Raw genomic sequence first — 25,723 nt, 5'->3', positions numbered from 1 at the left:
TTGCATGCTCGGATGATAGCCGTTGGCGCGGTGCTCCTGAATGACAAATCTGTAATCGATTCGACAGCATTACCGGCTCCCCTGGCTTCCTAGAATGCGGCCATCGCTCGCCGCGGACACGGCAACAATGCGGCCGTCGCGGCCCCCACCCACGCATACCGGAGTGCACACCATGTGGATTGTCAGGCTCGCGCTGAGCCGCCCCTACACCTTTGTGGTGCTGGCGTTGTGCTTGCTGCTGGCCGCCCCGCTGGTGCTGCTGCGCACGCCCACCGATATCTTTCCGGCCATCGACATCCCGGTGGTCAGCGTGGTGTGGTCCTACAACGGCCTGTCCGCCGAGGACATGGCGCGGCGCATTGTCACCGGCTACGAACGCTCGCTGACCAACAGCGTGGACGATATCGAGCATATCGAGTCGCAGTCGCTCGCCGGCGTGGCGGTGATCAAGATCTTCTTCCACCCCGGCGCCGACATCAACCGCGCGATTGCCGAGACCTCGTCGGGCGCGCAATCGATGCTGCGCAACATGCCGCCGGGCACCACGCCGCCGCTGATCCTGAGCTACAGCGCCTCCACCGTGCCGATCCTGCGGCTGGCGCTGGCCAGCGACCAACTGCCGGAGCAGCAGCTTTACGACCTGGGCAATAACTTCATCCGCACGCAGCTGGCTACCGTGCAGGGCGCGTCGGTGCCGCTGCCTTACGGCGGCAAGGTGCGCCAGGTGATGGTGGATCTCGATACGCGCGCGCTGCAGGCACGCGGCCTGGCGCCACTGGACGTGGTCAACGCCATCAATGCGCAAAACCTGGTGCTGCCCGGTGGCACCGCCAAGATCGGCGCGCTCGAATACCGGGTCGACCTGAACGGCAGCACTGCCACCGTGGCCGGCCTCAACAACCTGCCGGTCAAGAGCGGCCCAGGCGGCACGGTCTATGTGCGCGACGTGGCCCAGGTGCGCGACGGCTACGCGCCGCAGACCAACGTGGTGCGCCGCGACGGCAAGCGCGCCGCGCTGCTGGAGATCGAGAAGAGCGGCAACACCTCCACGCTGTCCATCATCGCCCAGGTCAAGGCCATGCTGCCGCGCATCATGGCCGGGCTGCCGTCTTCGCTGCGGGTGCAGCCGGTGTCGGACCAGTCGGTCTTTGTTACCTCCGCCATCCACGGCGTGCTGCACGAAGCGCTGATCGCCGCCTGCCTGACCGCAGCGATGATCTTGCTGTTCCTGGGCAGCTGGCGCGCCACGCTGATCATCGCGATCTCGATCCCGCTCTCGGTGCTGGCCGCGCTGATGGCGCTCAGCGCGCTCGGCGAGACGCTCAACATCATGACGCTGGGCGGGCTGGCGCTGGCGGTGGGCGTGCTGGTGGATGACGCCACCGTGGCCATCGAGAACATCACCCACCACCGCGAGCTGGGCAAGCCGCTGGAGCATGCGATCCTGGAAGGCTCGGCGCAGATTGCCGTGCCCACGCTGGTGTCCACGCTGTCGATCTGCATCGTGTTCCTGCCAATGTTCCTGCTCACCGGCGTGGCGCGCTACCTGTTCGTGCCGATGGCCGAGGCCGTGGTGTTCGCCATGGCGGCGTCCTACTTCTTCTCGCGCACGCTGATACCCACGCTGGCGCATTACCTGCTGCGTGGCGAACGCAACGACGAACACAACGACGCGGCGCAGACGCGCAGAACCGGCCGCCTGCGTCGCGCCTGCGCACGGTTGCAGGCGCGCTTTGAACATGGGTTCGAAGGCGTCCGCACGCGCTACGCCGCGACGCTCGCTGCAGCACTGCGCCACCCTAGGCGGCTGGCCGCGGCCTTCCTGGCCTGCTGCGCCGCCTCGATGGCGCTGGTGCCCTTCCTGGGACAGGACTTCTTCCCCAGCGTGGACAGCGGCGAGATCCGCCTGCACATGCGCGCACGCACGGGTACCCGCATCGAGGAAACGGCGCGCATCGCCGATGCGGTGGAGAACCGCATCCGCGCGGCCATCGGCCCGGACCAGGTGGCCGGCATCATCGACAACATCGGCCTGCCTGTCAGCGGCATCAACCTGACCTATGACTCCGCGCTGCCGATCGGCACGGCCGACGCGGAGATCCTGGTGTCGCTGAAGCCGGGCCATGGTGCCACGGCGGGCTATGTCGACCAGCTGGGCGCCCTGCTGCCCAAGGCGTTCCCGGGCATGAGCTTCTCCTTCCTGCCGGCCGACATCGTCAGCCAGATCCTGAATTTCGGGCTGCCGGCGCCGATCGATATCCAGGTGGTGGGCAATCAGCTGGCAGCCAATCGCGCGGTGGCGCAGAAACTGGTTGGCCAGTTGCGCGCGGTGCCGGGGCTGGCCGACGTGCATATCCAGCAACCGGACGACCAGCCCGCGCTGACGGTAAATGTGGACCGCACCCGCGCGCTGCAGGCCGGGCTGTCGCAGCGCGAGGTGGCGCAGAACCTGCTGATCTCACTCTCCGGCAGCAGCCAGACCTCACCCAACTTCTGGCTCAATCCGCGCAACGGCGTGAGCTATCCGCTAATGGTGTCGGTGCCGCAGTCCGCCATGGGCTCGCTGCAGTCGCTGTCCAACATACCGATGGGACTTGGCGCCGCCACGCCAGGCTCCGGCAGCGGCGGCGACCTGCTCGGCTCGCTCGGCAACGTGGAGCGCTCCAGCCAGCAAGGCGTGGTGTCGCACTACAACGTGCAGCCGGTGATCGACATCTTCGGCTCGGTGCGCGGGCGCGATCTTGGCGCGGTGGCGGGCGACATCGGCCGCATCGTCGATGCCGCGCGCAAGACGCTGCCGCCCGGCTCCGAGCTGGTGGTGCGTGGACAGGTGCAGACCATGCATGCCTCTTTCGCCGGGCTGCTTGGCGGCCTGGCGATTGCGGTGGTGCTGGTGTATCTGCTGATGGTGGTGAACTTCCAGTCCTGGCTTGACCCGCTGGCCATCATCGGCGGCCTGCCGGGCGCGCTGGCGGGCATGGCGTGGATGCTGTTTGTCACGCGCACCACCATCAGCGTGCCGGCACTGACCGGCGCCATCATGTGCATCGGCATCGCCACCGCCAACAGCATCCTGGTGGTCAGCCTGGCGCGCGAACTGCGCGCGGCGGGCGTGGCGCCCCTCGAGGCGGCGCTGCAGGCCGGCATCGGGCGCTTCCGTCCGGTGGTGATGACCGCGCTGGCCATGCTGATCGGCATGATCCCGATGGCGCTTGGCGCGGGCGATGCCGGCGCGCAGAACGCCCCGCTCGGCCGCGCCGTGATCGGCGGGCTAGCCTGCGGCACCGTCGCCACGCTGGTGCTGGTGCCCACCCTGTTCGCGCTGCTGCACCGGTGGCTTGCCGCGCGTGCGCCGGCCCCCAGCCCAGTCCCTGATTTCCGTCCCGCTCTCGGTCTCGACCAGAAAGGCCCGGCATGACTCTCCCTGCTCCCCCCATGTCCTCATCCGGCGACGTCGCCGCCGCCCCGGGCAAGGCACCCGCGCGCACGCGCCGCCTGCGAGCCAGGTTGCTGGTATTAGCAGTGCTTGGCGGCGCGCTGGCCGCCGGCATCCTGCCCAGGCTGCATGCCCATGCCACGCTGGCCGCGCGCACCGCCGAAGCCCAGGCCACCACCGTCTCGACGGTGCGGCCTGCCAGCGCGCCAGCGCTGCAGGCGCTGACCTTGCCAGGCGACGTGCGCGCCTTCCAGGACGCACCGGTCTATGCGCGCGTCAACGGCTACCTGCGCCGTTGGTACGCCGACATCGGCACCCCGGTCAAGCAAGGCCAGTTGCTGGCAGAGATCGACGCGCCCGAGGTCAGCGACCAGCTGCGGCAAGCACACGCCGACGAAGCCATCGCCGCGGCCAACTACGCGCTGGCCAAAAGCACCGCCGAGCGCTGGCAAGACCTGCTCAAATCCCGCTCGGTGGCGCAGCAGGACACCGACCAGAAGGTGGCCGACATGCAGGCCAAGGCCGCCACGCTGGCCTCCGCCCGCTCCAACACGGCACGGCTGGCGCAACTCGCCTCGTACACGCAGATCCGCGCGCCCTTCGACGGCGTGGTGACCGCGCGCAACGTGGACACCGGCGCGCTGATCGATGCCGGCAGCGCCGGCGGACCCGGCCGGGAGTTGTTCCATCTCTCCGCCGGCACGCGGCTGCGTGTGTATGTGCAGGTGCCGCAGGATGCAAGCGGCATGGTTGGCCCGCAGATGCAGGCATGGCTCACACTGCCGCAGTTCCCCGGCCAGCGCTTTGCCGCTACCGTGGCGCGCAATGCCGGCGCCATCGACAACGTCACGCGCAGCCTGCGCGTGGAGCTGGACGTGGACAACGCGGGTGGACGGATCCTGCCGGGCGCCTATGCGGAGGTCCACCTGAGCGCGCCGCAAGCAAGGGCCGGCCTGACCCTGCCGGCCAACACGTTGATGTTCCGCCCGCAAGGCACCTGCGTGGCTGTGGTGGGCGCGAACGGCATGCTGGCGATCCGGCTGGTGACGCTGGGCCGGGACTTTGGCTCGCATGTGGAGATCACGGAGGGCTTGCAGGGCGGCGAACAGGTGGTGGTCAACCCCGGCGACGGCCTGCTGGCGGGCGATCGGGTCCGGGTGGCGGCGGATGCGCCCGATACGCCCGATACACCGGCCACACCGGCCACCCGGCCGGCAACCACGGCCAGCCAAGCTAAGTAGGCCCGCCATGCAGACTCCCAAGCGTTCTCATCAAACCCGCGTGCCTGCAGCCCGGCCACGCCGGCTGGCGGCGTCGCTCGCCGCCTTGGCGCTGGCAGCGCTGCTCACAGGCTGCGCCACCGCGCCGGCCTATCAGCCACCCACTGTCGACACGCCCGCCGCGTACAAGGAAGCCGGCGCCAGTGCGGCGCATCCGGGCGGCCCGGCGGGCATCGCGCCAGACTGGTGGCGCGTGTATGCCGACGCGCCGCTCAACGCGTTAGAAGCCCGCATCGACGTTTCCAGCCAGACGCTGCGCAAGGCCGTGGCCCTGCTGGAAGACGCCCGTGCCCAGGCCCGGGCCGCGCATGCGGCTTACTTTCCCACCATCAACGCCGGGCTGAGCACCAGCAGCAGCCATACCTCGGCCAATGTGGTTGGCCGCTCGCTGGCCGGCAAGACCGAGCCCGACCACCTGCTGGGGCTCACCGCCTCCTGGGAACCCGACCTGTGGGGACGCATCGGCAATGGCGTGGATGCCGCCGAGGCGCGCGCCCAGGCCAGTGCGGACGACGTGGCGGCGGTGCGCCTCGGCCTGCAGGCCGAACTGGCCGCCGACTACTTCGGCCTGCGTTCGGCCGACAGGGAGATCGATCTGCTCAGGCGCACCGTCGACGCCTACGGCACGGTCCTGCAACTGGCCGACAACCGCTACCGTGGCGGCATCGCCACCGAAGGCGACGTGGCGCAAGCCAAGGCGCTGCTCGAAAGCACCAGGGCGCAGCTAGCCGATCTGCGCCTGAACCGCACGCAGCTGGAGCATGCCATCGCCACGCTCCTGGGCGAGCCCGTAGCGCGCTTCTCGCTGCCGCCACTGGCCGATACTGCCGTGCTGCCCACCCTGCCGGCCATGCCGGCCGCCTTGCCCTCGCAGCTCCTGGAGCGCCGCCCCGACATTGCCGCCGCCGAACGCCGCGTGGCAGCCGCCAATGCGCAGATCGGCGTAGCCCGCGCCGCGTTTTTCCCGAGCCTGCTGCTCGCCGTCGGTGGCGGCCTGGAGAGCACCAGCCTGGCCAGCTGGCTGACCGCGCCGAGCCGCTTCTGGGCGATCGGCCCCGCACTGGCCGCCACGCTGTTCGACGGTGGCCGCCGCCAGGCGGTGGCCGACAGCGCGCGCGCCCAGTTCGATGCCAGTGCCGCCGACTATCGCGCAAGCGTGCTGCGCGGCTTCCAGGAGGTGGAAGACAACTTTGCCGCGCTGCATGCGCTGCAGGAGGAGGCCACCAGCCAGCAAGCCGCCACCGAAGCGTCCGAGCGCGCTCTGGCGCTGGGGCTGGACCGCTACCGCAAGGGCGCGGTGGCCTACCTGGATGTCAGCGTGCTGGAGAGCACCGCGCTTGCCAGCGAACGGGCTGCCGAGCTGGTGCATCGACGCCAGTTGATCGCGAGTGTGATGCTGGTCAAGGCACTGGGCGGCGGCTGGCAACGGACTGCCGCGGCGCCATAGCGGCGTAGCGGCATTGGCGGCATCAGCGGTGCATGACGGGATTGTAATGAGATGGTAAGGCCGAGGTCACCGTGCAAAACCAATACTGGTCACAGCCTTTCATCATCTCGATGAAAGCGCGGTGGCCCCAGCCACACCGGGCCCTTCCAACTGAAAGAGGTAACGCACCATGAAAGCAATCGTTCGCACACTCTTGCTGTCCTGCGCCCTGGCAGCGCCGGCTCTGTCCTTCGCCCAAAGCGAGCAGGCGCCACTCACCCGTGCCGAAGTCCGCGCCGACCTGATCCGGCTGGAGCAAGCCGGCTACCAGCCGGGCCACGGCGACGACGCGACCTATCCGCAGGACATCCAAGCGGCCGAAGCCAAGGTAGCCGCGCAGGCTGCCGCGGCAGCCAAGGGGGACGCGGCAAGCATGCCGCCGCAGGCTCAGGCCAGCCTGCAACCGCGGATCGATGCCGTGCGCAGCGCCTTCTACTACGGCGCATGACGCGTCAACGCCGCTGCACGCTAAGCGTTCCGGCCGCGCATAGCGCTCCCGGAGCGCGCTATGTGCCATGCGAAACACAAACGGCGGCGGCGTCAAAGCTTGCTCAACACACTGGGGCAAAACGCGGAAGTACCTATCCTCGCGGCGGCAGGCCTTAAAATCTCCCTCATGTTCGTTTCGAGATCTCGAATCTCGCCAAAACCATGATGAAGAAGCGCCCCCTCCTCGCCGCCCTCCTGTTGGCGTCGATCGCCGCCCACGCACAACCGCCCGGCAAGGACGCGGCCCCACTCGGCCTTGAGCTTGGCAAGACCAAGTGCGCGCGGATGACACCCGGCCCGAATCGCGTCAAGACAGGCACCACGCCGTGGGCCGGCGGGGACACGGTGGAGCTCAAGCACCTTGACCGTTTCAATCTGCCRGGCCTGACCCGCGCGATCGTGAACTGCGACGCAGGCGACACGGTGGCGCTCGTCACACTGACGTTCGATCGGTCCGCGCTGGATGACGTCAGCAAGAAGCTCGACGCCCGCTACGAGTCCAAGCGCAAGACCGAGCCCAGTGCCGAGAACGGCTACGCCGAATGGGAGGCAGCCAACGGCAGCCTCGAGATGCTCTACGCGCGCGACAGCAAGCAGTTCACCCTGGCGTATTGGGCCAAGGGCGCCAAGGCCAAGTACTTCGCCTACAGCGGCACGAACGACAAGAAGCCCGCCGCGCCAGCACAGTCAACGCAGCCAGCGCAGGCACCCCGGACACAGCCCGCGCCGCTGTAACTGCCGCCTCGAAATGGGCTTTACGCCCCCCCTTCAACGCACTTGCTGCAACCGGCGCAGCAACCGCCGTCCTGCGTCGACCACGCCCGGATCGGCCGTCATCTGGTACCGCACGATCATGCCCTCCACGCAGAGCATCGCCTCTTGCGCAATGGCATCGGGCTCCGGCAGGCCAAGGCGCCTGGCCAGCGAACCGATAAAGGCCGCCAGTTCCGCCTTGTGCGCCACGGACTGCGCCACCTGAGTGCCCTCGCCGGAGGCGCCCGCCTCCGCCACCGCATTGATAAACGCGCAACCGCGAAAATCCTCGTCGGAAAACCAGTCGGCCAGCGCGTGCGCGATGACCTCCAGTCCAGGGCTGGCGGCAAAGCGCGCTTCCACGTCCTGCTCGAACCAGCGCATCCAGCTCTCGTGGCGCCGGTCGAGGAAGGCCGCGATCAACTCGTTCTTTGAGGCGAAATGCCGGTACAGGGACATCTTGGCCACGCCGGACTCGGCAATGATCTTGTCGATGCCGGTCGCGCGCAGCCCGTCCTGGTAGAACAGGCGGGCGGCGGTATCCAGGATGCGCTCGCGGGCGGAAGGCGTGGCCATGGCTGAAGTGTTCCTTGCTGCGAAAAGTGGCACGAAAGTGAGGCGATTATCCCTGATCGGCCTATGCGGACTAAGGGGTTGTTTCAACCTGAAGCGAAGCGGCTCTGGCCAGGCGCGCGGCCGCAGACAGTACAAGTGGATCGGCCAAGGCCGCGCAACGACGCCAGCATCTTTTGGAAATGGCCTTTAAAGGCCGAGATCGCTCAGGCTGGCATGGTCGGCCGGCCGGCGCCCCAGGGGCCAGAAGAATTTGCGCTCGGACGCCTTGATCGGCGCATCGTTGATGCACGCAAAGCGCCGCTGCATCAGGCCCGCTTCGTTGAACTCCCAGTTCTCGTTGCCGTAAGAGCGATACCAGTTGCCCGAATCGTCATGCCACTCGTACGCGAACCGTACCGCGATGCGGTTGCCGTCGAAAGCCCACAGTTCCTTGATCAGGCGGTAATCCAGTTCCTTCTGCCACTTTCGCGCCAGGAAGCCGACGATGGCCTCGCGCCCGTTCACGAACTCCGCGCGGTTGCGCCACGCGCTGTCGACGGTGTAGGCGAGCGCCACACGCTCGGGGTCGCGGCTGTTCCAGCCGTCTTCGGCGCCGCGTACTTTCTGGATGGCGGTTTCACGGGTGAACGGGGGCACGGGCGGGCGGATTTCGGGGTTGGACGACATCGACTTCTCCTGGCTGCGACAGCAGTGAATTGAAAAAGGCGGCCTGCAGCACATTCGGTGAACCCAGAATGATACAGACCTGTCTACATTATTTTTGTAGACAGGTCTGTCTGTCAAGGCGAATCTGCAGGCGTGAAAAAGCCGGCAATCAGCCGGCCTGGAATCCGCCATCAGCGCCAAGGAAGCGCTCAGCGCGGGCGCCGCATGTGGAACAGCGCCTCGGGCCCGATCTCGAAGTAGTCGGCCGGCCCGCCGCCACGCAGGATCGGCCGGGCCGCGGCAGTGTCATAGATGCCGTCCTTCAACAGCGCCTTGTCCACGTGCACGCCGACCACCTCGCCCAGCACCAGCCAGGTTGGCACCTGATGGCCGTCGACGCCCTCGAGCTGGATCAGCTGGGTGAGCTTGCATTCGAACGAGACCGGGCTTTGCGCCACCCGCGGCACCGCAACCAGGCGCGACGCTACCGGCGTGAGCCCTGCCAGCTCGAACTCGTCGACCTCCGGCGGCACGGCCGCGCAGCTTGCGTTCATGGCGTCGGCCAGCGGCCGCGTGGCCAGGTTCCAGCAGAACTCGCGGGTCTGCTCGATATTGCGCACGCTGTCCTTGTAGCCAATGCTGGAAAACCCCACGATGGGCGGCGTGTAGTTGAAGGCGTTGAAGAAGCTATAGGGCGCGAGATTGACGATCCCATCGCCAGCGCGCGACGAAATCCAGCCGATCGGGCGCGGCCCGACGATGGCGTTGAAGGGATCATGGGGCAAGCCATGCCCGTTGGCGGGCTCGTAGAAATAGGGTTCGGCGGACACGAAGCGGGAGACTCGGGAAAACAGCGTTGAGAAGCGGAGGCAGCGCCGCCGCCTCCTTGACCAGATGTTGCCGGACACCCCTGGGCGCCAGACAAGCCATCTGCGATGCTACCAGTTGCCGCGCCAGCGCGTTCGGCGCGGCGCGGTTGGCTCAGCGCGCTCCCGCAGTGGCGGCCGGCTCGTCATAAGCGTCCTGCGCCAGCAGCACCAGATCGGCGACGGCCTTGCCACCCGCCGAAAGATGCGCGCGCATCGCGGCAGCCGCCGCATCCGCGTCGCCCGCCAGTACCGCCGCCACGATCACGCCATGCTCCTGGAAGGAACTCGGCACGCGAGCGGGGTTGATGAGTCCGCGATGGCGCCAGTAGATCGCCAGCCGCCGCCGCAGCATGCGAATCTGCTCAGCCAGATAAGGGTTGGCTGTAGCCTGATAGAGCACGTCGTGGAAATCGCGGTTGGCATCCACATAGCCCGGCGTATCGGCCGCCTCCACAAAGGCCCGGCCATGCTCGAACGCCGACGACAGCGCCGCCCTGCCCGCCTCGCTGATGCGCTGCGTTGCCAGCCGGGCCACCACGCCCTCCATCTCAGCCAGCGTCTCGAACATTGCCACCAGTTCGGCCACGGTTGGCTTGTGCACGAAGATCCCCGCGCGCGGCACGATCGTCACCAGGCCTTGCGCCGCCAGCATCAGCAATGCCTCCCGCACCGGCGTGCGCGAACTGTCGAATTGCTCGGCCAGCGCACGCTCGTCCAGCTGCGATCCGGGCTTCAGCTTGCCGGCGTGAATCTCTTCCTCAATCGCCTCCCGGATCCGGTCCTGGAGGGACTGCACGGGTAAACCTCGATTTGATGCTTCCTTTGGCATATCTAGAATCGACCTCAATATATCTAAACATCAATCTTATATGCAAACACACGGTGAACCCCGGCTCAGCATCGATGGAAGCGTTGCAACCATCACCTTTGAACGCCCCGAAGTGGCGAATCGGCTAAGTCCGCGCGATTTGCTGGTACTTCGCGAGCATATCAACTCCATCAATGCGATGGAGAGTGTTTTGGTTCTGCGCTTCACCGGTACCGGCAAGTATTTCTGCAGCGGCTACGACATCGGCGCGCTGGCCAACGCCGACGAGGCGGGGGCGCCAGCCTTCGGCGAGATGATCGACCTGATCGAAGCCGCTCGCCCGGTCACCATCGCGGCGGTCAACGGCGGCGTCTATGGCGGCGCCACGGATCTGTGCCTGGCCTGCGACTTCCGCGTGGGCGTGCCCCAATGCGACATGTTCATGCCAGCGGCCAGGCTCGGCCTGCATTTCTACCGGGGCGGGCTGGAGCGCTATGTCAGCCGGCTGGGCGTGGACACCGCCAAGCGCCTCTTCCTGACGGCTGACCGGCTCGATGCGGATGAAATGCTCAAGGTGGGCTTCCTGACCGAGATCGTCGCGGCCGACACCCTGGCGCATCGCGTCGACGCGCTCAGCGCCACGCTCGCCGGCATGGCGCCCATTGCCCTGCTGGGCATGAAGCAGGCCCTGAACCAGATCGCGCGCGGCGCGCTGGACACAGCCGCGCTAGAACGCGAGATCGCACGGGCCGGGGCGTCGGAGGATTTGTGCGAGGGCGCGGCCGCCTGGCGCGAGAAACGCGCCGCGGTATTCACCGGCAGGTAGGCGCGCCGCGGAAAGCAGAACACGGAACACGGAACACGGAACACAGAAAGCAAAAAACAAAACCCGGAGACAACGATGATCAAGCGGCACCCAACCCTGCTGTTCCTGCTAGCGTCCGCATCCGCTCTGGCCGGCCCCGCGCTGGCGGCGGACGCTTTCCCAATCAAGCCGATCCGCGTGGTGATCGGCTTCCCCGCTGGCGGCGGCGCCGACAACGTGGCGCGGCTGTATGGCGACGCGCTCTCCAAGGAACTCGGGCAGCCGGTTATCGTCGACAACAAGCCTGGCGCGGGCACCACCATTGCCGCCGAGACCGTGGCCAAGGCGCCGGCCGATGGCTACACCCTGTATATCGCCTCGGCCAGCCTGATGGGCGGCGACAAGGTGCTCTACAAGAACATCCGCTACGAGCCCACGGACTTTGCGCCCATCACGCGGCTGACCGTCTCGCCGCTGCTGCTGGCGGCCAACAAGGAATCCGGCATCACCAGCGTGGCCAACCTGCTGGCGAAAGCCCGCCAGCACCCCGGCGCGCTCAACTACTCGTCTTCCGGCAACGGCGTGATCACGCACCTGGCCGGCGTGCAGTTCACCAAGCTGGCCGACGTCCAGCTTACCCACGTGCCCTACAAGGGCGGCGCGCCGTCCGCACAGGCGGTGGCCGCCGGCGACGCGCAGTTCACCTTTGCCACGCCGGCCTCCGTGCAGGCCATGATCGACACCGGCAAGGTGGTCGGCATTGCCGTCACCTCCGCCAAGCGCTCTTCCGTGCTGCCGAACTATCCAACCATTGCCGAAGCCGGCATCAAAGGCTACGACGTGACCAACTGGTACGGCCTGTTTGCCCCGGCGCAAACGCCGCCCGCCGTGATCGAGAAACTCTTCGCCGCTTCGGCCAGGGCACTGGCCAAGCCGGAATTGCGGGCCAGGCTGGCCGGCCGCGGCGAGGAAGTCTCGCCGTCCGCATCGCCCGCGGAGTTCCGGCAGTTCGCGCAGCGCGAAGGCAAGACCGTGGCAGACCTGACTCTGAGCAGCGGCGCCAGGATCGATTAAGCCGCACGCCCTTCCTGCACTCGTTCGATGTACCCGGGGCCTCCCGGCTCAAAAGGATTTCCATGAATCGCAATGCCGCAAACCTCCCGCTCGCGGGCTTTACCGTGGTGGACCTGACCCGTGTGCTGGCCGGTCCCTACTGCACCATGATGCTGGCCGACCTCGGCGCGCGCGTGATCAAGATTGAGAACCCCGCAGGCGGCGACGACTCCCGGCATGTAGGCCCGTTCGTGGATGGCGAGTCGGCGTACTTCGCCTCGGTCAACCGCAACAAGGAATCCATCGCGCTCGACCTGAAATCCCCGCGCGACCGTGAAGTCCTGGCGGCGATGATCGCCGGCGCCGATGTGCTGGTGGAGAACTTCCGTGCCGGCGTGATGGAAAAGCTTGGCTTTACCTGGGAGGCCCTGCATGCGGCTAACCCGCGCCTGGTCTATGCCTCGATCTCCGGCTTCGGCCAGACCGGCCCCTACCGCGACCGGCCCGCCTACGACATGGTGGTGCAGGCAATGGGCGGCCTGATGAGTGTGACCGGCCAGACCGGCGGCGACCCGGTGCGGGTCGGCGTGTCCATCGGCGATCTTGGCGCGGGACTCTATGCCGCCATTGGTATTCAGTCCGCGCTACTCAAGCGCAGCCGCACAGGGCTTGGCGAACGCGTCGATATCGGCATGCTCGATTGCCAGGTCGCGCTGCTGGAAAACGCCATCGCGCGCCACTCCGCCACCGGCGCCGTGCCCGCGCCGCTGGGCACGCGCCATCCCTCCATCACGCCGTTCGACATGTTCAAGACCGCTGACGGCTTCATCGTGATTGCGGCGGGCAACGACACCCTGTTCCGGAAACTATGCGCCGCGCTAGGCCTGCCGGAACTGGCTGCCGACCCGCGCTTTGCCACCGTGGTGGCGCGCAACCAGCACCACGCCGAACTCAAGACTTGCATGGAAGCGCGCCTGGCTGATACGGACAGCGCCACCTGGTCGGCCACGCTGGAAGGCGCCGGCGTGCCGCACGGCCCGCTGCAAAGCGTGGCCGACATCGTGCAGGACCCGCACGTGCAAGCGCGCGGCATGCTGCTGCAAGCCAGCATCGGCGAGGACCGCCCGATCACCCTGGCCGGCAACCCGATCAAGATCGGCAGCCAGGCAGGCGCGAGCCGCTTCCGGCGCTCGCCCAGGCTGGACGAGCATCGCGCAAGCCTGCTGGAGGAGTTTGGCCAGCAGGCCGAGGTAGGCTGAAGCGGGATCTACTTCAAAGCGTTCAATGCGTTGGCTCAAGTTCGAGCCGGTTGTCCGTGACAGCGAGCTTTACCGGATCGCCCTTCTTCCATCGCACTTTCGGAATCACCAGTTGCCATTCGGCGCCCGACTGATCACGGAAAAACGCAACGACGCCGACGTATTGCGCATCATCAGCCATCGGCTCCGACAGCCCGACCGTTGCGGCGGGGCCAAGCGTCACTTCCGTGCGGCCGAGGCTATCCGTTTTCAGCGGGTCGCCGGCACCTTCGAGCAGTTGCGCGTAGGTGGCCGCTTCAAACGCCTTGGCGTCCGTCAACTGGTAGATACGCAGCACGACCGGCAACGACACGCCGCGCGCATCCTGATTCAGCGCGCTGCGGCTCACGATCACTAGGTTCATCTGCTTGACCTTCGCGACGAAAACCGCGCTTGTCGCCGCCACCGTCGTGTCCTTGACCGCATGCCAGGCACCGCAGCCAGCCAGCACCATGACCACTCCTGTCAGCCCCAGCGAGACCGCAGATCGCCGCACCCATCGCAATGTCAAGTGCGCCAGGTCCGTCATGTACGTCACGTATTTCACTGCCATCAGAACCCCGACCCTGTGAATTCGGTGGCGGGATACGCAGTCTCCTTGCCGTTCGCGACCAGCACGAGCCGCACCGAATAGTGAAGACTGGCGTAGCGCCCCACGAAGTGACTCAGCACGTCCCCAAACAGCACCACGTCGCCTGGGCCGGCGAAGGCCGCCGGATCAATCTCCACATGAATGGCGAACTCCCGCAGCATGCCCCCTTTGCGCAGGACGCCCCGCTGGTCGAGCCTGACGCGCCGGATCGCCGCGATGCGCTTCGCGTTGTCGTCCCGCCCGGTCCAGTCGTACAGGGCAAGCACGCCGCGCAGCACATCCGTGTCCAGTGCATTGAACTCGTGACCGGAGAAGTGCGACATGACCTGCCACGGGTATTGCCTGTCTCTCGGCGGATAGAGCGGCAGCGTGGGCCGCGTCAGGTTGCGAACGCTGCCGACGTCCCCCGCGCCCGATGCGAGCGTGGTGATCGTCGACTCGCGCAGCGCCGTGCGCGGCAACGTGCCGTTGTTCGCCAGCACGCGCACTTTCACGTGCGTATCGGGCGGGCTGCCGGGGGCGTCCCCGAGTTTGTCCCATACGTTGCCGCCCAGCGTGATCCACATTTGGCGGCCTCCGGTCACACCAAAGCCCAGCGATGCATGGAAATACCGTTCGGGCGCCTCGTGCCGCAGCATGCCACCGCGGTGCTGGAATGCCTTGAAGGGCCGGTAGGCGTGCTGCTCCGCACTGTTCAGGTCGGTAGCGGCAACCGACAGCGCATCGTAGGGTTCGATGTGCGCGCCGTCGGCGTCCGGCGCGCGCACCAGGTAGTCGCGATCGTGCGCGTTGGGCTGCAGCGGCTGCGCATCGATCTCGAACAGGTTGATCACCGGTGTGCAGAAGAGCCGGAGGTTGCTGGTGCCAAACGCGACGTCGCCAGCGAGCGGCCCTTTGAGCAGGACCTCGAATTCGATACGCGTTTCGCCCGGAGGCACGCTCGCCGCATCGAAGCCGCACAGGTCCACGAAATGGAACTTCTCGGGGAACGTGAAGTACTCGAGCATCGTCTGCTCGCGATCCAGCTCCCGGTTGCGCCGCTCGTGGTCAGACGGCCAGAGCCGCGTCTCAGGACCGAAGCCCGCCACCTCGAACCTCATGCGCGGCAGGGGCTGCGGGCGCCCATCATGGATCCGCGCCATGCGCACTGCAATCGCGTCGACCTGGCGCGTCAACGCCGCATATAGCGCCGAGGCGGTCGGCCGGTCGCCATGCAGGTACAAGCGGATGCGCGCCAGGTCATCGAGCGGGCGCTGGTCAAAATGCGGCAGTTCGAACGCGATGCGGATCACCCTGCGGCCGTCGGCGCGCACCGCTGGGCCTGCCTCCACCAGCTCGAGCGGCAGCAGGCGCACGGGCTGGGTGGTGCGGTACGCGCATACGGTGCCCTCGGGGCCGACCGGGCTTGAGCGCACTTGAGTGCCCGCGGGCAGTGTGCCGAGCACGCGTGCCTCGCCCGCGCGCGGCACGCATTCGAGGATCGCCAGCGACGGAATCGTGCGCCCGGCGTGCGGCCACAGGTTGTCGATCAGCGGGTCGGTGATTTCCGGCAGCGCGTCATCGAGCTTCGCGCGCATCCGCGCCATCAGGAACGCAAAGCCCTGGTAGAGCTGTTCCACGCTGCCTTCGCGCTCACCCAGGCGCGTCAGGCCCAGCCGGCGCGCCGCATCGGGCTGCGCCGCGGCGAACTCCCTGCTCGCCTCGCCCAGATAGCGCATCTCCGCTTCGTAATATTTCAGCAGCGGATTGTCTTCGTCACTCATGGTGTCATCTCCGGTCGCAAAGGAGGCAGAACCGGCGCCGTCCCGGCGTTGCCGACGATAAAGACGCGCTCTGGCATCCTGAAGTCGCGCAGCTTGAGCAGATCCAGCGGACCCGCGCCAACCTGCGTGCGCAGCACGTAGCGCAGCGGCTCGCTGTCCGCATCTTTGTCCAACGCCTTCCACGTGAGTGCATAGCGCGTGCTGTCGAGCGGCTTGACCTCGGCCTTCGCCAGCAGACGCAGGAAGGCCCAGTCGCCGGTCGACTCGAACGCCTGGCGCGTGCCGGCATTGACCGACTGCCACGTCAAGCCCGCGTGGCCGTTCAGGCCATTGCCGGGCCACGCGAGCGGCGTATACGCTTCGCGCTGATTGAAGTAGACGATCTGCTTGCCGTCGACGGACAGCGCCGAACGCGTGACGTTCGGGGTCGGCAATGCCATGATCTCGAAGCGGTATCCCGCATCGCCCTGCACGTACATCTGGGCACCGAGCGTGGACAACTGCCGGATCGCGGCGAGGAACGCGGGATCGAACTGCAACGCCTGCGGCGCCAGTTCATTGGGCACCCACTGGTCGCCTTGCGGCTTGAGCACGCCGGCCAGTTGCGTCGTGATGAAGCGCGCGATCAGTCCCGTGTCGAACCGCACGTAGCGCCCCAGTTCGGCGAACGACGCATCGGCATTCGTATCGAAGAACGGATAGCGGCCGCTGAAGGTGGTCGCAAACGGTGCAGCGACGCTCACGCGCCACGCCTCGTTCAGGCTCGCGGCGGCCGGCTGCAGGATCGTCTGCCAGGCCGTGTCCAGCGGTCGCGCAAACAGCGCGTCGCCAAAGCCCGACCACTGCGTGCCCAGGCTCGCGGCGGTGAGCGCTGCGTCATCCTTTGCCTGTGCGAGTTCCGAGAGCTTCCCCTGGAACACGGCCTGCGCTAGCGAGCGGGCCATCGCCTGCGCATCGGGACTCGCCGCCACCTGCTGGAGCTTCAGGCGCATCGTGGTGGCAACCGTCAGGTAGCGCGCGAGGCTCACCCCGTTCAGCGTCGTGGCGGCACTGGCGGCATTCCCGCCGTGACCATCTCCGCTGCCAGCGCTAGTACTGCCGCTACTGTCGCCCATCAGCGCGAGCAGCGGCCCAAATGCCTTGTCCAGAGGATGGACGGCGGGGGCCTGGGCCTTGCCATCGCCGCCGATCAGGCTTTGCGCCTTGCGCACCAGTGTGTCGGCCAGCGCCTGCTGCGGACGACCCGCCTGTGCCTGATACTGCACGGACCGCATCAGCGCGATCAGCGGTGACGTCTGCGCGTCCGTCAGCCGGGTGAGCTGGTCGATCGCATCGTTCAGGTTCGCCGCCGGCTGCCACTGAATGCTGTTGAGCATGCCCTGCCATGCGGCCGTGTATTCCGCAAAATAGCGCTCGGTCAGCCGCGCCTTGAGATCGTCGGTGGCGCGTTGCTCCTGCCGTGCGCTCGTCGTCACGGCCCCCTGCACGACGGCCGCGTCCGCCGACTGTGCCGCCCCCCCGTTCGCCAGCACCCAGTCCCCATGCACGCACCGTTCGCGAGCGGCCTTGTCGATCGACTCGGCGATCATGCCGTCCCACGCCGCGCGCGTAAAGACGCCCGGCACCGTGCGCGTCGTGGTGAAGAGCCCACGCGCGTCCGTGCCGTTGAGTAGCGTCGCGAGCGATGCATCCGCGTACTTGCCCCGCACGTCATCCAGCACGTTCTGGTAGACCGTGTCGTCGGCGTTCGCGAGGCCAATCTGGTTGACGAGTGTGTTGCGCGCCTCGGCCACGAGGGTATCGGACGCGTTGACGCGCCATTCCGGGTGCGCCTTGAGGTGGGCTGCGTAGAAGCTGGCGAGCCGCTGCGACGTGTCCAGCCACTCGCCGGCCGGCATCACAGCCGGTGCGGGCCATGCGGAGACGATCAGCCCGGTCAGGAACGCGGGATCGGTGCGGCGCGGTTCCGCCAGCATCAGGTACCCCTTGAGCGCGTCATAGCCGCGCCGCTGCGCATCGTGACTCTGCAACGCATCGGCGCGCGTCTGCGCGAGATCGGTGAGCGTGGCCCGGAGGGTCTGCACGACCGGGCGCTGCAGGTTGCGCTCGGCGACCGTCCTGTACGACTGCCACAGCTCATCGAGCATCGCGTCATTGCGGTTCAGGCCCGCACGCAGATGCCACGGCGCGCCATGCTGCTGCCGATGCTCCAGCATCTCAATGCGCTGCTGCAGCGCGAGTTGCGCGCGCAGGGCAGCCGGGCTGCCGGGCGCAGCCGCAACGGTTGCGTCGGCTGCATCGGCGCTCGCCCGCGCCTGCCGGATGCCTTGCAGGTTGCCGGCAAACGAGATTGTCATCGCCACGCACCAGCCGATCGCTGCCACGGTGACAAGCGCGGCGAGCGCGTTCGGCCAGTAAAAGCCGATGCGCCTGCCGCGATGCCGGCGCTGGCTGCGGCCAATCTCCTGCCACGTGGGCCGCAGCGAGGCCGGCTGCTCACGCAGCGCCATGCCGGAGACGTCAGGCCGGGCCGCTTCAGCCGACGCGGCCATGGCCGGCGTCAGAACCGGTACCGCAACCTGCTGGCTCGCGGCAAACACCGGCGCGAACATCACGCCTTGCAGCGGTGCGCGAAGCCACTTCGAGGCCATCAACGCATCCCAACTGGCCACGATCCGCTCGCGTTGCCCGCCGATGTACTGCGATACCTGCGCGAGGTACGGCATGCGCGTCGACTCGTAGCACAGTGGCACGCCAATCGTCCCCGTGCGCTGTTCAAGCATCGTAAGCTGGTCGTTCAGTGCATTGGCAGGCCCCGGAGCACGACGGTGGCATGAACCCGTCAGGAAGGCGCCGATGGCCTGGAACGTCTCGGGTTGGCGGCCGGTCGTCGGCACGGGATGCAGGAACGTCACGGGCGCGGCCCAGCCGAGCTCGGTTGCGATGGTCGAGAGCGTGCGTGCAAGCTCGGCGTCGGGCCGGATGCCCTCACCCGTGCGCACCACCTGCACCACGGCGTCGACCGGACGCCTGCGTCTCAACTGCCTGACCTGTTTGCGCCACAGCCCCGCATCCATGCCGTCGGGCGCCGCGTGCACGAGAATGGCATCGGCGATATGCATCACGCCCGCCTGCTTGAGGCCGGGGGCTACGGTGTCGACCAGCGTATCGCTGCCGCTCACCAGCAGCCACGGCAGCCGGTAGCGCCAGAACCAGCCGTGCGAGGCACGCAGGTCTTCGCACAGGTACTGCAGGCGCGCATCACGTTTGAGCGCGGAGGTGCCCTTGATGGCCTCCTGCCGGCTGCCGGTCTCCCGGCGAAAAAGCCGGCCTGCCACGCTGTATGCGCCAAGTCCCAGTGCGACGGGATGCAGGATCAAGACCCCAGCCAGTACCGCGAGAATCCAGATCGAGGCCGTCTTTTTGGCGTCCAGCGTCGGCACATAGAACTGATCGCCCTTGAGCCAGACCAGACCGAGCGCAAGTGCGGCCAACGCGACGGCGGCCACCACCAGCCCCCAGGTGGCGAGCGAGCCGGAGGCACCGGAGGAGTCGTCGCGCGGTGCCAGTGCCTTGAGGTTATTCGTTGGATTCGTCATACGGCGAAGTGGGATCGGTTGTGGGGCTCACGTAAAGGATGGCGGCCTGTGCGGTTTGCGTGTGCTCGGGCGTGTGAAGGATCAGGTGCGGGCCGGCAGTCCCCGACTCAACGGCGGCGGCAATCGACAGCCAGCCGCCTGCCGCGCCCGCGTGACCGATGACGCTATCGGGCCGGCGCTGCGTTTCCAGCTTGGTGACGCCACTCAGCGAAGCGCTGCCGAGTGCAGACAGCAGAGCCGTATCGTGCGCGGCGTCCAGCCCGCTGATCCAGGCGGGATGGACGGCCGGGGCTTCGGCGTTGCCCCACATCACGGCGTTCGCCAGCACATCAGCGAGCGCATCCAGCTCGCCTGCCACGGGCCGGTGCAGGGTCCCCATGACCTTGACCGGCTCAGGTAGCTGAAACACACCAGGACCGAGCAGTACGGCGACGCCGCCTTCGGTACTGCCAGCGGGCGGCGCATCGTGCCACCGCGCGGCAATCACCAGCAGCGGCCGCTTCTCGCCAGCGTCGAGCCACGCATCGGCTACGAGCAGGCCATTGCCGGCCGGCACCGCCATGCACTCAAGCGCAGGCAATCCGGCAATCCGCAGGGCGTGGCGGACCTGTTGCACACGAATATCGGCGCACTCGGCGGACGCGAGCACACGCACGGCGGGCGCATAAGTCGCGCCGTACTGCGACAACGCATGCAGGCTTGGGCCGAGCGTGTCGAGGGTCTGCGCAAGCATCCGCACGAGGGGCGGAATTTGCTCACGCGTGGGCGCGGGCGCAACGCTCAGCCGCCGTCCGGCAACGTCCGCCATGTCTTCATCCGTCAACGGCACCGGCTCCTCTTCGTTCGGCTCCGCAAACAGCGGATCGTCATCTGCAAACCGGCTATGCACGATCGTTCCGGAACCAGTGCGGGGCGACTGCGCCTCCATCAAGGTCATCGTCCCGGCCAGGGCCGCCGAAAGCGGCTCGCTCTTGAGCGGCAGGCAATACCCAATACCGAGTACCTGCAATGGCTGCTGCGCATAGCGCACGCGGTGACTCAGCCATTGACGCCGGTGCATGTTCCGGTAATGCGCCCGGAACCAGATCGCTTCGTATCCGGCACGCGCAATGCCAAGCGTGAAAAGAAACAAGCCATTGGGCAGGCCCACCACGCTGAACCAGAACCACGGGCCGCGCGCGGGCGTGCCCGCCGGCCACAGCAACAGCGCTGCCGCGCCACCAATCCCGCAGCACAGCACCCAGCCGATAAGCCACGGCACAAGGCGCGGCTTGTTCGCGGGGTAGGCGCTCGGCAAGCCCACCGCTGCCAGATCGACCGCCATCGTCAGGCGATATTCACGTTTTGCAGCGACGAAAGCAGCCGGCAGCCGCACGCGCAGCGGTGATGGTGCATGGCGACCGGCCTCCCGCCCTTGCCGGGAAACGAGGCGTTGCCCTCGGCAATCGTCGTCCTCCCATGCCGCGCACAGAGTGCCTCGTCACCGAGGCACGCCAGAAGCCGGCCCATGAACATCATTTCCGACGAGGCGGTCGTTACGGAACCGCCGTTTTCCAATGCATCACCGACGCGAATAGGGGATCTCATCATAATCACTGAAAGTTGAATGATTTCTCGCACGACGCACGTTCAATCCGAGTCCATTTACCCGATTTAATGTCAACAACGTCAACGTATTCACTAGATCCACAACTATGCAAATCAAGAGAAACATAACGACCGTCGAGCGAAATCACTGGCAAGACATTTGGAGATGCTTCCCTCCGCATTTTTGACGAACGCATGCCAGACGTATAAAAACCAGGTAAATTAACGATATTTTTATCGCTACCGATTTTCGCAACAACCACCAGGAAATTCATCGGGCTCAAGGAAACAGGAACAAGAGATGCATAAATGCCAGCCCGCAGATTTACGCCTGATAAAAATCCGACATGAGGAGCCGCCTTCTTTGCGCGAACGACCACATCTGGCTTACATCCCATCAATTTATCCACTGGAATATATGAAGTCCCCGACACAATCACCAATTCCCGGTCAGAACTCAGCCTTATACCAAGCGGCTTTTTTTCGACCAAGCAACGATTCCGAAAGCCGGACCCTTTTATAACAATCCCCGGCTCAGAATTTATCTCGATACTGAAATCCCTATCTGTGATCGATTCAGCACAAGAAAGCCCACACATCCACATCAAAAACAAAATAGCGACGCGTCGATAACGTATCGCAATCAGCTTGCCATCCTTACCCGGAAGCGACACGTTGCCCATGGCGATCGTCCCCCTGCCACGTGAGCCCCGTCGCCCAAACACGCCTGAGGCGACTATCGATTTCTCATCGCCACTTCCCCGTTTTTCGCCCCTTCGAATACGGTTTCGCATTGCCCGCCTCAGATCATTTATCTGCCTTGATGAAAACCCCATCATGGCATTCGGTTTCCGACTTCCGGCAGACGCGTCTTACACAGCCTTGGGATATTTTCTTCATAGTACATACTAATAATCCGCCTCCTCTTTTTATCAACCTTCAGGTTGATAAACTGACCCCCACACGCCGGGTACGCCTCCACAAACGTAGATTGGCCAATTGAATAAAGAAAAACCCTATGAATTGTATAAACACCCATCCCCTCATCGACAGACCAAATGGAAAACCCATTCCGACCATCGAAGCTGTAATCATCAATGGCGATATGAATGGGGTTTTCCGTTTCGAGGTCAATTTTTCCACGATGAACCCCTTTCTCAAGGTCCACAATATCGAAGGTTACTGAATGACCGTCGACTCTCAAGACGGCCCTCGTAGCGGGAGTCGGCGCGAATGCGATTGTCGAATCTTCCGCAAAAACGCCACAGGAAGCCAAAATCAACGGAACGAGGAGCAATCTATCGATCATGCGCATGGTCATCAATTCTTTTTTTTATGCTGAGCCGAATACTGGGGCGACCAAGAGTAAAAATTGCCTTCCCATAGGTATTTCCAAACGCCGTCTGCATAAACGCCGTACACACCCGACTTTCACAGTTACTCCTCCATGAAACGGAGCGTCCCAATCATTTCCATAAACAGGTCGTAACTGAAGCCATTTTCCAGGCTAAGCTCGCGCTTGCGTAGCAGGCACACGGCATCTAATTGGGCCGTCATCTTGTCGTTGCCAACCATGACATGAACGCAGCGATAGCGTGATGTGTACTCCTTCTCTGGCTTGCAACGTCCACGTGCTTTGGCAAAGGTTTCCTCAGCGATCCAGCCATGCCAGTTACTGCCCTGGATCGGCCTTACCTCGGTTTTTATTGCCGGGTCACCGCAGTTTGATGTTTGGTATGCTGAACTCATCACCAGCGTCGGCAGGCTATCTCCGGGTTTCAATCGGAATACGCTGTGGCCTTTAGCAGTCAACTTTCTTTCGATACCGATCCCTTCGACGATGAAGGCAACGCTATCGCCCCCACGGGGGTCGAAGTTCGGATCGTATTGAAAATCCATTTCCATGACGGCATAGTCCTTGTTTTTATATGAACTTGTGCACCCGAACCCAATCACTTGATCAGAGACGCTTTTCAAAGCCGGGGTTCTCAATGACATGCCACATTGCTCCTCCACTTTGGAAGAAGTACGATTAGTTCCGATGCTGCGAAGACGAGCCGCGTCAGCTGCCGATTGCGCATAGGCCATCGAATATAAAAGCAGCCCGCATGCTGCGATAATGCGCCGAATCATGGATCCTTTCCTATCTCAGTGGAGCAGGCATTGTCTGCCCACATATATTTCCAGAAATCTCCGGAAGTATTTTTCATCATGAATTCCGAATATTTCTGAATTCGGTTACTCCATAAAACGGAGCGTCCCAAGCATTTCCATAAAAAGGTCGTAACTGAAGCCATTTTCCAGGCTAAGTTCGCGCTTGCGTAGCAGACACACGCCATCTGATTGGGCCGTCATCTTCTCGTTGCCAACCATTACGTGAACACAGCGGTAGCTGTGATTGCTCGTATCCAGCACGTGCAATGCCAAGTGCGAGAAGGAGCAAGCCGTTGGGCGAGCCCGCCGCGCCAAACCAGAACCAAGGACCGCGCGCGCGGTTAGCGACGCCGCCGGGCACCACTCTGTGCGGCCACCGCAGCCCGGAAGCCCTTCTGTCAATGCGCCTCCTAACGATGTGCTCGGAAATTGGGCAAAAGATGTGCATAACACAATGGGTTGTACGTCATCACTCTCTACTGACCTACTTGTTTGGCAAGCCTATCTTTCAAAATTAGAGCCTCATATTTTTTAATAAAATCATTCCCAGAATGATGTATTTGGAGCGCAAAATTTTGTTGTCAGGACATTTTTTTTATCGCCCAGCGCAATTGATACGCATTTTGCGGTCAGTGAATAGCCGTCATTCCTCTTGTATTTAGGCAGCATCTGCATAAATCCGACCCACTCACCTATATACCCCTCCATTCCACTGACAAATACGTGCCGAGCCGGATAATTTTCTATCTGGTGTCGAGTAAAATTCTGGCCATCGATTTCTTCGTATGAAAAATAGTACCTCCCATCATCCAAGTATAATCTGTCAGCATCTGATATCACGGATATCAATGCCATGCCTATCATCAAGGGAGAGATAATTATCCCCACCATAATTAGTGTGGTTTTCTATTTCATAATAGCAATTAGAAATCATCTTAAATTTAAATTCCCTGCTCTCAGGCAACTCAAAATTACACCTCGACTCCGAAAATGCGGTGGGGGATGAAACCGCACACATCAGCGCAAGCACGGCCAAATATAATAATTTCATCAATCAATCCATTATCAGCTTGAAGTCAACTGAAAATCCATCGACCATATCGGAAAGATACGAATACGCGTGTCTTGTGAGCCTTAGTCGTTCGTCAAACCCAACCGCCTGTGCATTCACACAAAACGTGACATTTCTGATCGCACTGGCTAACGCTGTCGAGTCAATATTTTCATCAAACGATACTTTTTCAAATTGATAATTCATCATCGATGCGAATATAGGACCTCATAAAGGGCACTGAAATCTTAATAATATCTCGCACGACGCACGATCAATCCTATTCCATTTACTACATTCAACATCAACAACGTTGGCATATTCATTAGATGCCTCAGCTACAAAAATGCAGATAGACCTAACGGCAATCCAGAGAAATCACCGGCAATCATTAGCCTGACTTTAAATTTACTCCTCCATGAAATGGAGCGTCCCAAGCATCTCCATAAACAGGTCGTAACTGAATCCATTTTCCAGGCTAAGTTCGCGCTTGCGTAGCAGACACACGGCATCTAATTGGGCCGTCATCTTTTCGTTGCCAACCATGACGTGAATGCAGCGATAGCGTGATGTATATTCCTTCGTCGGCCTGCAACGTCCGCGCGCTTTGGCGAATGTTTCTTCAGCAATCCAGCCGTGCCAGTTACTGCCTTGAATAGGTGTCACCTGAGTTTTTATTACCGGCTCATTGCAGTCTGATTCTCTGTATGCTGAAGCCATTGACAGGATCGGCAGACTATCACCAGGCTTCAATCTGAATACGCTGTGTCCTTTAGCAGCCAGCTTTTTTTCGATACCAATCTCCTCGACGACGAAACTAATGTGATCGGCCCCACGGGCGTTGAAATTCGGATCGTAGTCAAAATTCATTGCCATGACGGCATGGCCACCATTTTTATATGAACTGGTGCAGCCGAAGCCGATCGTTTGATCAGCGACGCTTTTCAAAGCTGGAGTATGCAATGACATGCCACATTGCTCCTCCACTTTGGCGGAACTACGATTGGTTCCGATGCTGTGGAGACGAGCTGCGTCAGTTGCCGATTGCGCAAAGGCTATCGAGTATAAGAGCAGCCCGGATGCTGCGATAATGCGACGAATCATTGATCATCCTCCGTTTGGCGCAACAGCCCCCCTGCCGTGGGCATGCTCTCCCCATCACCAAGAATAAAATTGGCATAGCGAAAAAACTGCTTGCGTTCTGGCAAACCGCCTGCACCACCAACCAGAAGATAGCAGGCACGCACATCCTCGTCGCTTGAACCGTGGTCCGCTTTCTGGTTAATGCGAGTTTTAGCCCAAAAATAGCCCGCTGAATCCGCCACCACGTGGCGTTGTTGCATAAATCGGACTTAAAAACACAGAGACTCCTGTGATCCGAAATTCAGACGATGTGGACGGACTTCGGGCGTGCAAGAGCCGCCATGCGGTTAAGCACGCCTACGCGGATCGCCACTTCTGTTGCTTGCGAGCCGATGC

The 25,723-nt window shown here is 63.8% G+C and carries 23 protein-coding genes; 8 read left to right on the top strand and 15 right to left on the bottom strand.

Going from position 1 to position 25,723, the window contains the following annotated elements:
- Nucleotides 1-172: 172 nt before the first annotated feature.
- The 5 genes from AC1DQR_RS15260 to AC1DQR_RS15240 all read left to right on the top strand — a co-directional run bounded on the left by AC1DQR_RS15260 (nucleotide 173) and on the right by AC1DQR_RS15240 (nucleotide 7,426).
- Nucleotides 173-3,418 (top strand): efflux RND transporter permease subunit, encoded by a 3,246-nt coding sequence (locus tag AC1DQR_RS15260; RefSeq protein ID WP_477133283.1) that lies wholly within the window; start codon nucleotides 173-175, stop codon nucleotides 3,416-3,418.
- A 17-nt stretch (nucleotides 3,419-3,435) separates the two neighbouring features.
- Nucleotides 3,436-4,677, top strand: coding sequence for an efflux RND transporter periplasmic adaptor subunit (locus AC1DQR_RS15255; RefSeq protein ID WP_416052932.1), 1,242 nt, complete (start codon nucleotides 3,436-3,438; stop codon nucleotides 4,675-4,677).
- A gap of 40 nt (nucleotides 4,678-4,717) precedes the next feature.
- Nucleotides 4,718-6,163 carry an efflux transporter outer membrane subunit gene (locus AC1DQR_RS15250; protein ID WP_477133282.1) on the top strand — a complete coding sequence of 482 codons (1,446 nt, stop codon included), beginning with the start codon at nucleotides 4,718-4,720 and terminating at the stop codon, nucleotides 6,161-6,163.
- Between the two features lie 169 nt (nucleotides 6,164-6,332).
- Nucleotides 6,333-6,650 (top strand): DUF4148 domain-containing protein, encoded by a 318-nt coding sequence (locus AC1DQR_RS15245; RefSeq protein WP_477133281.1) that lies wholly within the window; start codon nucleotides 6,333-6,335, stop codon nucleotides 6,648-6,650.
- 206 nt (nucleotides 6,651-6,856) lie between these two features.
- Nucleotides 6,857-7,426, top strand: a complete 570-nt coding sequence (locus AC1DQR_RS15240; protein ID WP_416053284.1) for a hypothetical protein — start codon at nucleotides 6,857-6,859, stop codon at nucleotides 7,424-7,426.
- 33 nt (nucleotides 7,427-7,459) lie between these two features.
- Here AC1DQR_RS15240 and AC1DQR_RS15235 read toward each other — a convergent pair whose 3' ends face one another.
- The 4 genes from AC1DQR_RS15235 to AC1DQR_RS15220 form a co-directional block, all read right to left on the bottom strand.
- Nucleotides 7,460-8,020 (bottom strand): TetR/AcrR family transcriptional regulator, encoded by a 561-nt coding sequence (locus AC1DQR_RS15235; protein ID WP_477133280.1) that lies wholly within the window; start codon nucleotides 8,018-8,020, stop codon nucleotides 7,460-7,462.
- A gap of 186 nt (nucleotides 8,021-8,206) precedes the next feature.
- Complete coding sequence (locus AC1DQR_RS15230; protein ID WP_416052936.1) at nucleotides 8,207-8,686, bottom strand: nuclear transport factor 2 family protein; 480 nt, start codon at nucleotides 8,684-8,686, stop codon at nucleotides 8,207-8,209.
- 188 nt (nucleotides 8,687-8,874) lie between these two features.
- Nucleotides 8,875-9,495 (bottom strand): flavin reductase family protein, encoded by a 621-nt coding sequence (locus AC1DQR_RS15225; protein ID WP_416052937.1) that lies wholly within the window; start codon nucleotides 9,493-9,495, stop codon nucleotides 8,875-8,877.
- 151 nt (nucleotides 9,496-9,646) lie between these two features.
- Nucleotides 9,647-10,330, bottom strand: a complete 684-nt coding sequence (locus AC1DQR_RS15220; protein WP_477133279.1) for a GntR family transcriptional regulator — start codon at nucleotides 10,328-10,330, stop codon at nucleotides 9,647-9,649.
- 73 nt (nucleotides 10,331-10,403) lie between these two features.
- Here AC1DQR_RS15220 and AC1DQR_RS15215 point away from each other — a divergent pair, with 73 nt between their 5' ends.
- The 3 genes from AC1DQR_RS15215 (at nucleotide 10,404) to AC1DQR_RS15205 (ending at nucleotide 13,459) form a co-directional block, all read left to right on the top strand.
- Entirely contained in the window at nucleotides 10,404-11,168 is a 765-nt protein-coding gene (locus AC1DQR_RS15215) for an enoyl-CoA hydratase/isomerase family protein (protein WP_477133278.1), read from the top strand.
- Nucleotides 11,169-11,243: 75 nt separating this feature from the next.
- Nucleotides 11,244-12,221 (top strand): Bug family tripartite tricarboxylate transporter substrate binding protein, encoded by a 978-nt coding sequence (locus AC1DQR_RS15210; RefSeq protein WP_477133277.1) that lies wholly within the window; start codon nucleotides 11,244-11,246, stop codon nucleotides 12,219-12,221.
- Between the two features lie 62 nt (nucleotides 12,222-12,283).
- Entirely contained in the window at nucleotides 12,284-13,459 is a 1,176-nt protein-coding gene (locus tag AC1DQR_RS15205; protein ID WP_477133276.1) for a CaiB/BaiF CoA transferase family protein, read from the top strand.
- 22 nt (nucleotides 13,460-13,481) lie between these two features.
- On the opposite strand, the gene tssJ is transcribed toward AC1DQR_RS15205, so the two are convergent.
- The 11 genes from tssJ to AC1DQR_RS15150 all read right to left on the bottom strand — a co-directional run bounded on the left by tssJ (nucleotide 13,482) and on the right by AC1DQR_RS15150 (nucleotide 25,587).
- A complete protein-coding gene (gene tssJ / locus AC1DQR_RS15200) occupies nucleotides 13,482-14,051 on the bottom strand; it encodes a type VI secretion system lipoprotein TssJ (protein ID WP_477133275.1) in 570 nt (189 codons plus the stop codon).
- Nucleotides 14,051-15,853 (bottom strand): type VI secretion system baseplate subunit TssF, encoded by a 1,803-nt coding sequence (tssF, locus tag AC1DQR_RS15195; protein WP_477133274.1) that lies wholly within the window; start codon nucleotides 15,851-15,853, stop codon nucleotides 14,051-14,053. Before tssF ends, tssJ begins: the two co-directional genes overlap by 1 nt.
- Nucleotides 15,850-19,452 (bottom strand): ImcF-related family protein, encoded by a 3,603-nt coding sequence (locus AC1DQR_RS15190; protein WP_477133273.1) that lies wholly within the window; start codon nucleotides 19,450-19,452, stop codon nucleotides 15,850-15,852. Before AC1DQR_RS15190 ends, tssF begins: the two co-directional genes overlap by 4 nt.
- Entirely contained in the window at nucleotides 19,433-20,827 is a 1,395-nt protein-coding gene (locus AC1DQR_RS15185; RefSeq protein ID WP_477133272.1) for a hypothetical protein, read from the bottom strand. Before AC1DQR_RS15185 ends, AC1DQR_RS15190 begins: the two co-directional genes overlap by 20 nt.
- A complete protein-coding gene (locus tag AC1DQR_RS15180) occupies nucleotides 20,779-21,042 on the bottom strand; it encodes a PAAR domain-containing protein (protein ID WP_477133271.1) in 264 nt (87 codons plus the stop codon). Before AC1DQR_RS15180 ends, AC1DQR_RS15185 begins: the two co-directional genes overlap by 49 nt.
- Nucleotides 21,043-21,044: 2 nt before the next feature.
- Nucleotides 21,045-21,878: a hypothetical protein gene (locus AC1DQR_RS15175; protein WP_477133270.1), complete on the bottom strand. Its 834-nt coding sequence runs from the start codon at nucleotides 21,876-21,878 to the stop codon at nucleotides 21,045-21,047.
- On the bottom strand, nucleotides 21,875-22,354 hold the full coding sequence (locus AC1DQR_RS15170) for a hypothetical protein (RefSeq protein ID WP_477133269.1): 480 nt from the start codon (nucleotides 22,352-22,354) through the stop codon (nucleotides 21,875-21,877). Before AC1DQR_RS15170 ends, AC1DQR_RS15175 begins: the two co-directional genes overlap by 4 nt.
- 122 nt (nucleotides 22,355-22,476) lie before the next feature.
- Complete coding sequence (locus tag AC1DQR_RS15165) at nucleotides 22,477-23,172, bottom strand: hypothetical protein (protein ID WP_477133268.1); 696 nt, start codon at nucleotides 23,170-23,172, stop codon at nucleotides 22,477-22,479.
- Between the two features lie 561 nt (nucleotides 23,173-23,733).
- Entirely contained in the window at nucleotides 23,734-24,048 is a 315-nt protein-coding gene (locus tag AC1DQR_RS15160; protein ID WP_477133267.1) for a hypothetical protein, read from the bottom strand.
- A gap of 604 nt (nucleotides 24,049-24,652) precedes the next feature.
- Nucleotides 24,653-25,348: a hypothetical protein gene (locus AC1DQR_RS15155; protein WP_416052949.1), complete on the bottom strand. Its 696-nt coding sequence runs from the start codon at nucleotides 25,346-25,348 to the stop codon at nucleotides 24,653-24,655.
- On the bottom strand, nucleotides 25,345-25,587 hold the full coding sequence (locus tag AC1DQR_RS15150) for a hypothetical protein (protein WP_477133266.1): 243 nt from the start codon (nucleotides 25,585-25,587) through the stop codon (nucleotides 25,345-25,347). Before AC1DQR_RS15150 ends, AC1DQR_RS15155 begins: the two co-directional genes overlap by 4 nt.
- Nucleotides 25,588-25,723: the final 136 nt, after the last annotated feature.

The sequence above is a fragment of the Cupriavidus sp. 05L411 genome (genome assembly GCF_056398045.1).
Note: the sequence above shows the minus strand (reverse complement) of the source record. Positions and strands in the feature narration are given on the sequence as shown.

Bases quoted from the DNA above. Each gene is read 5' to 3' on its own strand.
- AC1DQR_RS15150 (WP_477133266.1), bottom strand. From the start codon at position 25,587: ATGCAACAACGCCACGTGGTGGCGGATTCAGCGGGCTATTTTTGGGCT.
- AC1DQR_RS15205 (WP_477133276.1), top strand. From the start codon at position 12,284: ATGAATCGCAATGCCGCAAACCTCCCGCTCGCGGGCTTTACCGTGGTG.
- AC1DQR_RS15255 (WP_416052932.1), top strand. From the start codon at position 3,436: ATGTCCTCATCCGGCGACGTCGCCGCCGCCCCGGGCAAGGCACCCGCG.
- AC1DQR_RS15180 (WP_477133271.1), bottom strand. From the start codon at position 21,042: ATGATGAGATCCCCTATTCGCGTCGGTGATGCATTGGAAAACGGCGGT.
- AC1DQR_RS15175 (WP_477133270.1), bottom strand. From the start codon at position 21,878: ATGATGGGGTTTTCATCAAGGCAGATAAATGATCTGAGGCGGGCAATG.
- AC1DQR_RS15215 (WP_477133278.1), top strand. From the start codon at position 10,404: ATGCAAACACACGGTGAACCCCGGCTCAGCATCGATGGAAGCGTTGCA.
- AC1DQR_RS15260 (WP_477133283.1), top strand. From the start codon at position 173: ATGTGGATTGTCAGGCTCGCGCTGAGCCGCCCCTACACCTTTGTGGTG.
- AC1DQR_RS15245 (WP_477133281.1), top strand. From the start codon at position 6,333: ATGAAAGCAATCGTTCGCACACTCTTGCTGTCCTGCGCCCTGGCAGCG.
- AC1DQR_RS15190 (WP_477133273.1), bottom strand. From the start codon at position 19,452: ATGACGAATCCAACGAATAACCTCAAGGCACTGGCACCGCGCGACGAC.
- tssF (WP_477133274.1), bottom strand. From the start codon at position 15,853: ATGAGTGACGAAGACAATCCGCTGCTGAAATATTACGAAGCGGAGATG.
- tssJ (WP_477133275.1), bottom strand. From the start codon at position 14,051: ATGGCAGTGAAATACGTGACGTACATGACGGACCTGGCGCACTTGACA.
- AC1DQR_RS15170 (WP_477133269.1), bottom strand. From the start codon at position 22,354: ATGCGCATGATCGATAGATTGCTCCTCGTTCCGTTGATTTTGGCTTCC.
- AC1DQR_RS15155 (WP_416052949.1), bottom strand. From the start codon at position 25,348: ATGATTCGTCGCATTATCGCAGCATCCGGGCTGCTCTTATACTCGATA.
- AC1DQR_RS15210 (WP_477133277.1), top strand. From the start codon at position 11,244: ATGATCAAGCGGCACCCAACCCTGCTGTTCCTGCTAGCGTCCGCATCC.
- AC1DQR_RS15165 (WP_477133268.1), bottom strand. From the start codon at position 23,172: ATGATTCGGCGCATTATCGCAGCATGCGGGCTGCTTTTATATTCGATG.
- AC1DQR_RS15235 (WP_477133280.1), bottom strand. From the start codon at position 8,020: ATGGCCACGCCTTCCGCCCGCGAGCGCATCCTGGATACCGCCGCCCGC.
- AC1DQR_RS15230 (WP_416052936.1), bottom strand. From the start codon at position 8,686: ATGTCGTCCAACCCCGAAATCCGCCCGCCCGTGCCCCCGTTCACCCGT.
- AC1DQR_RS15160 (WP_477133267.1), bottom strand. From the start codon at position 24,048: ATGGCATTGATATCCGTGATATCAGATGCTGACAGATTATACTTGGAT.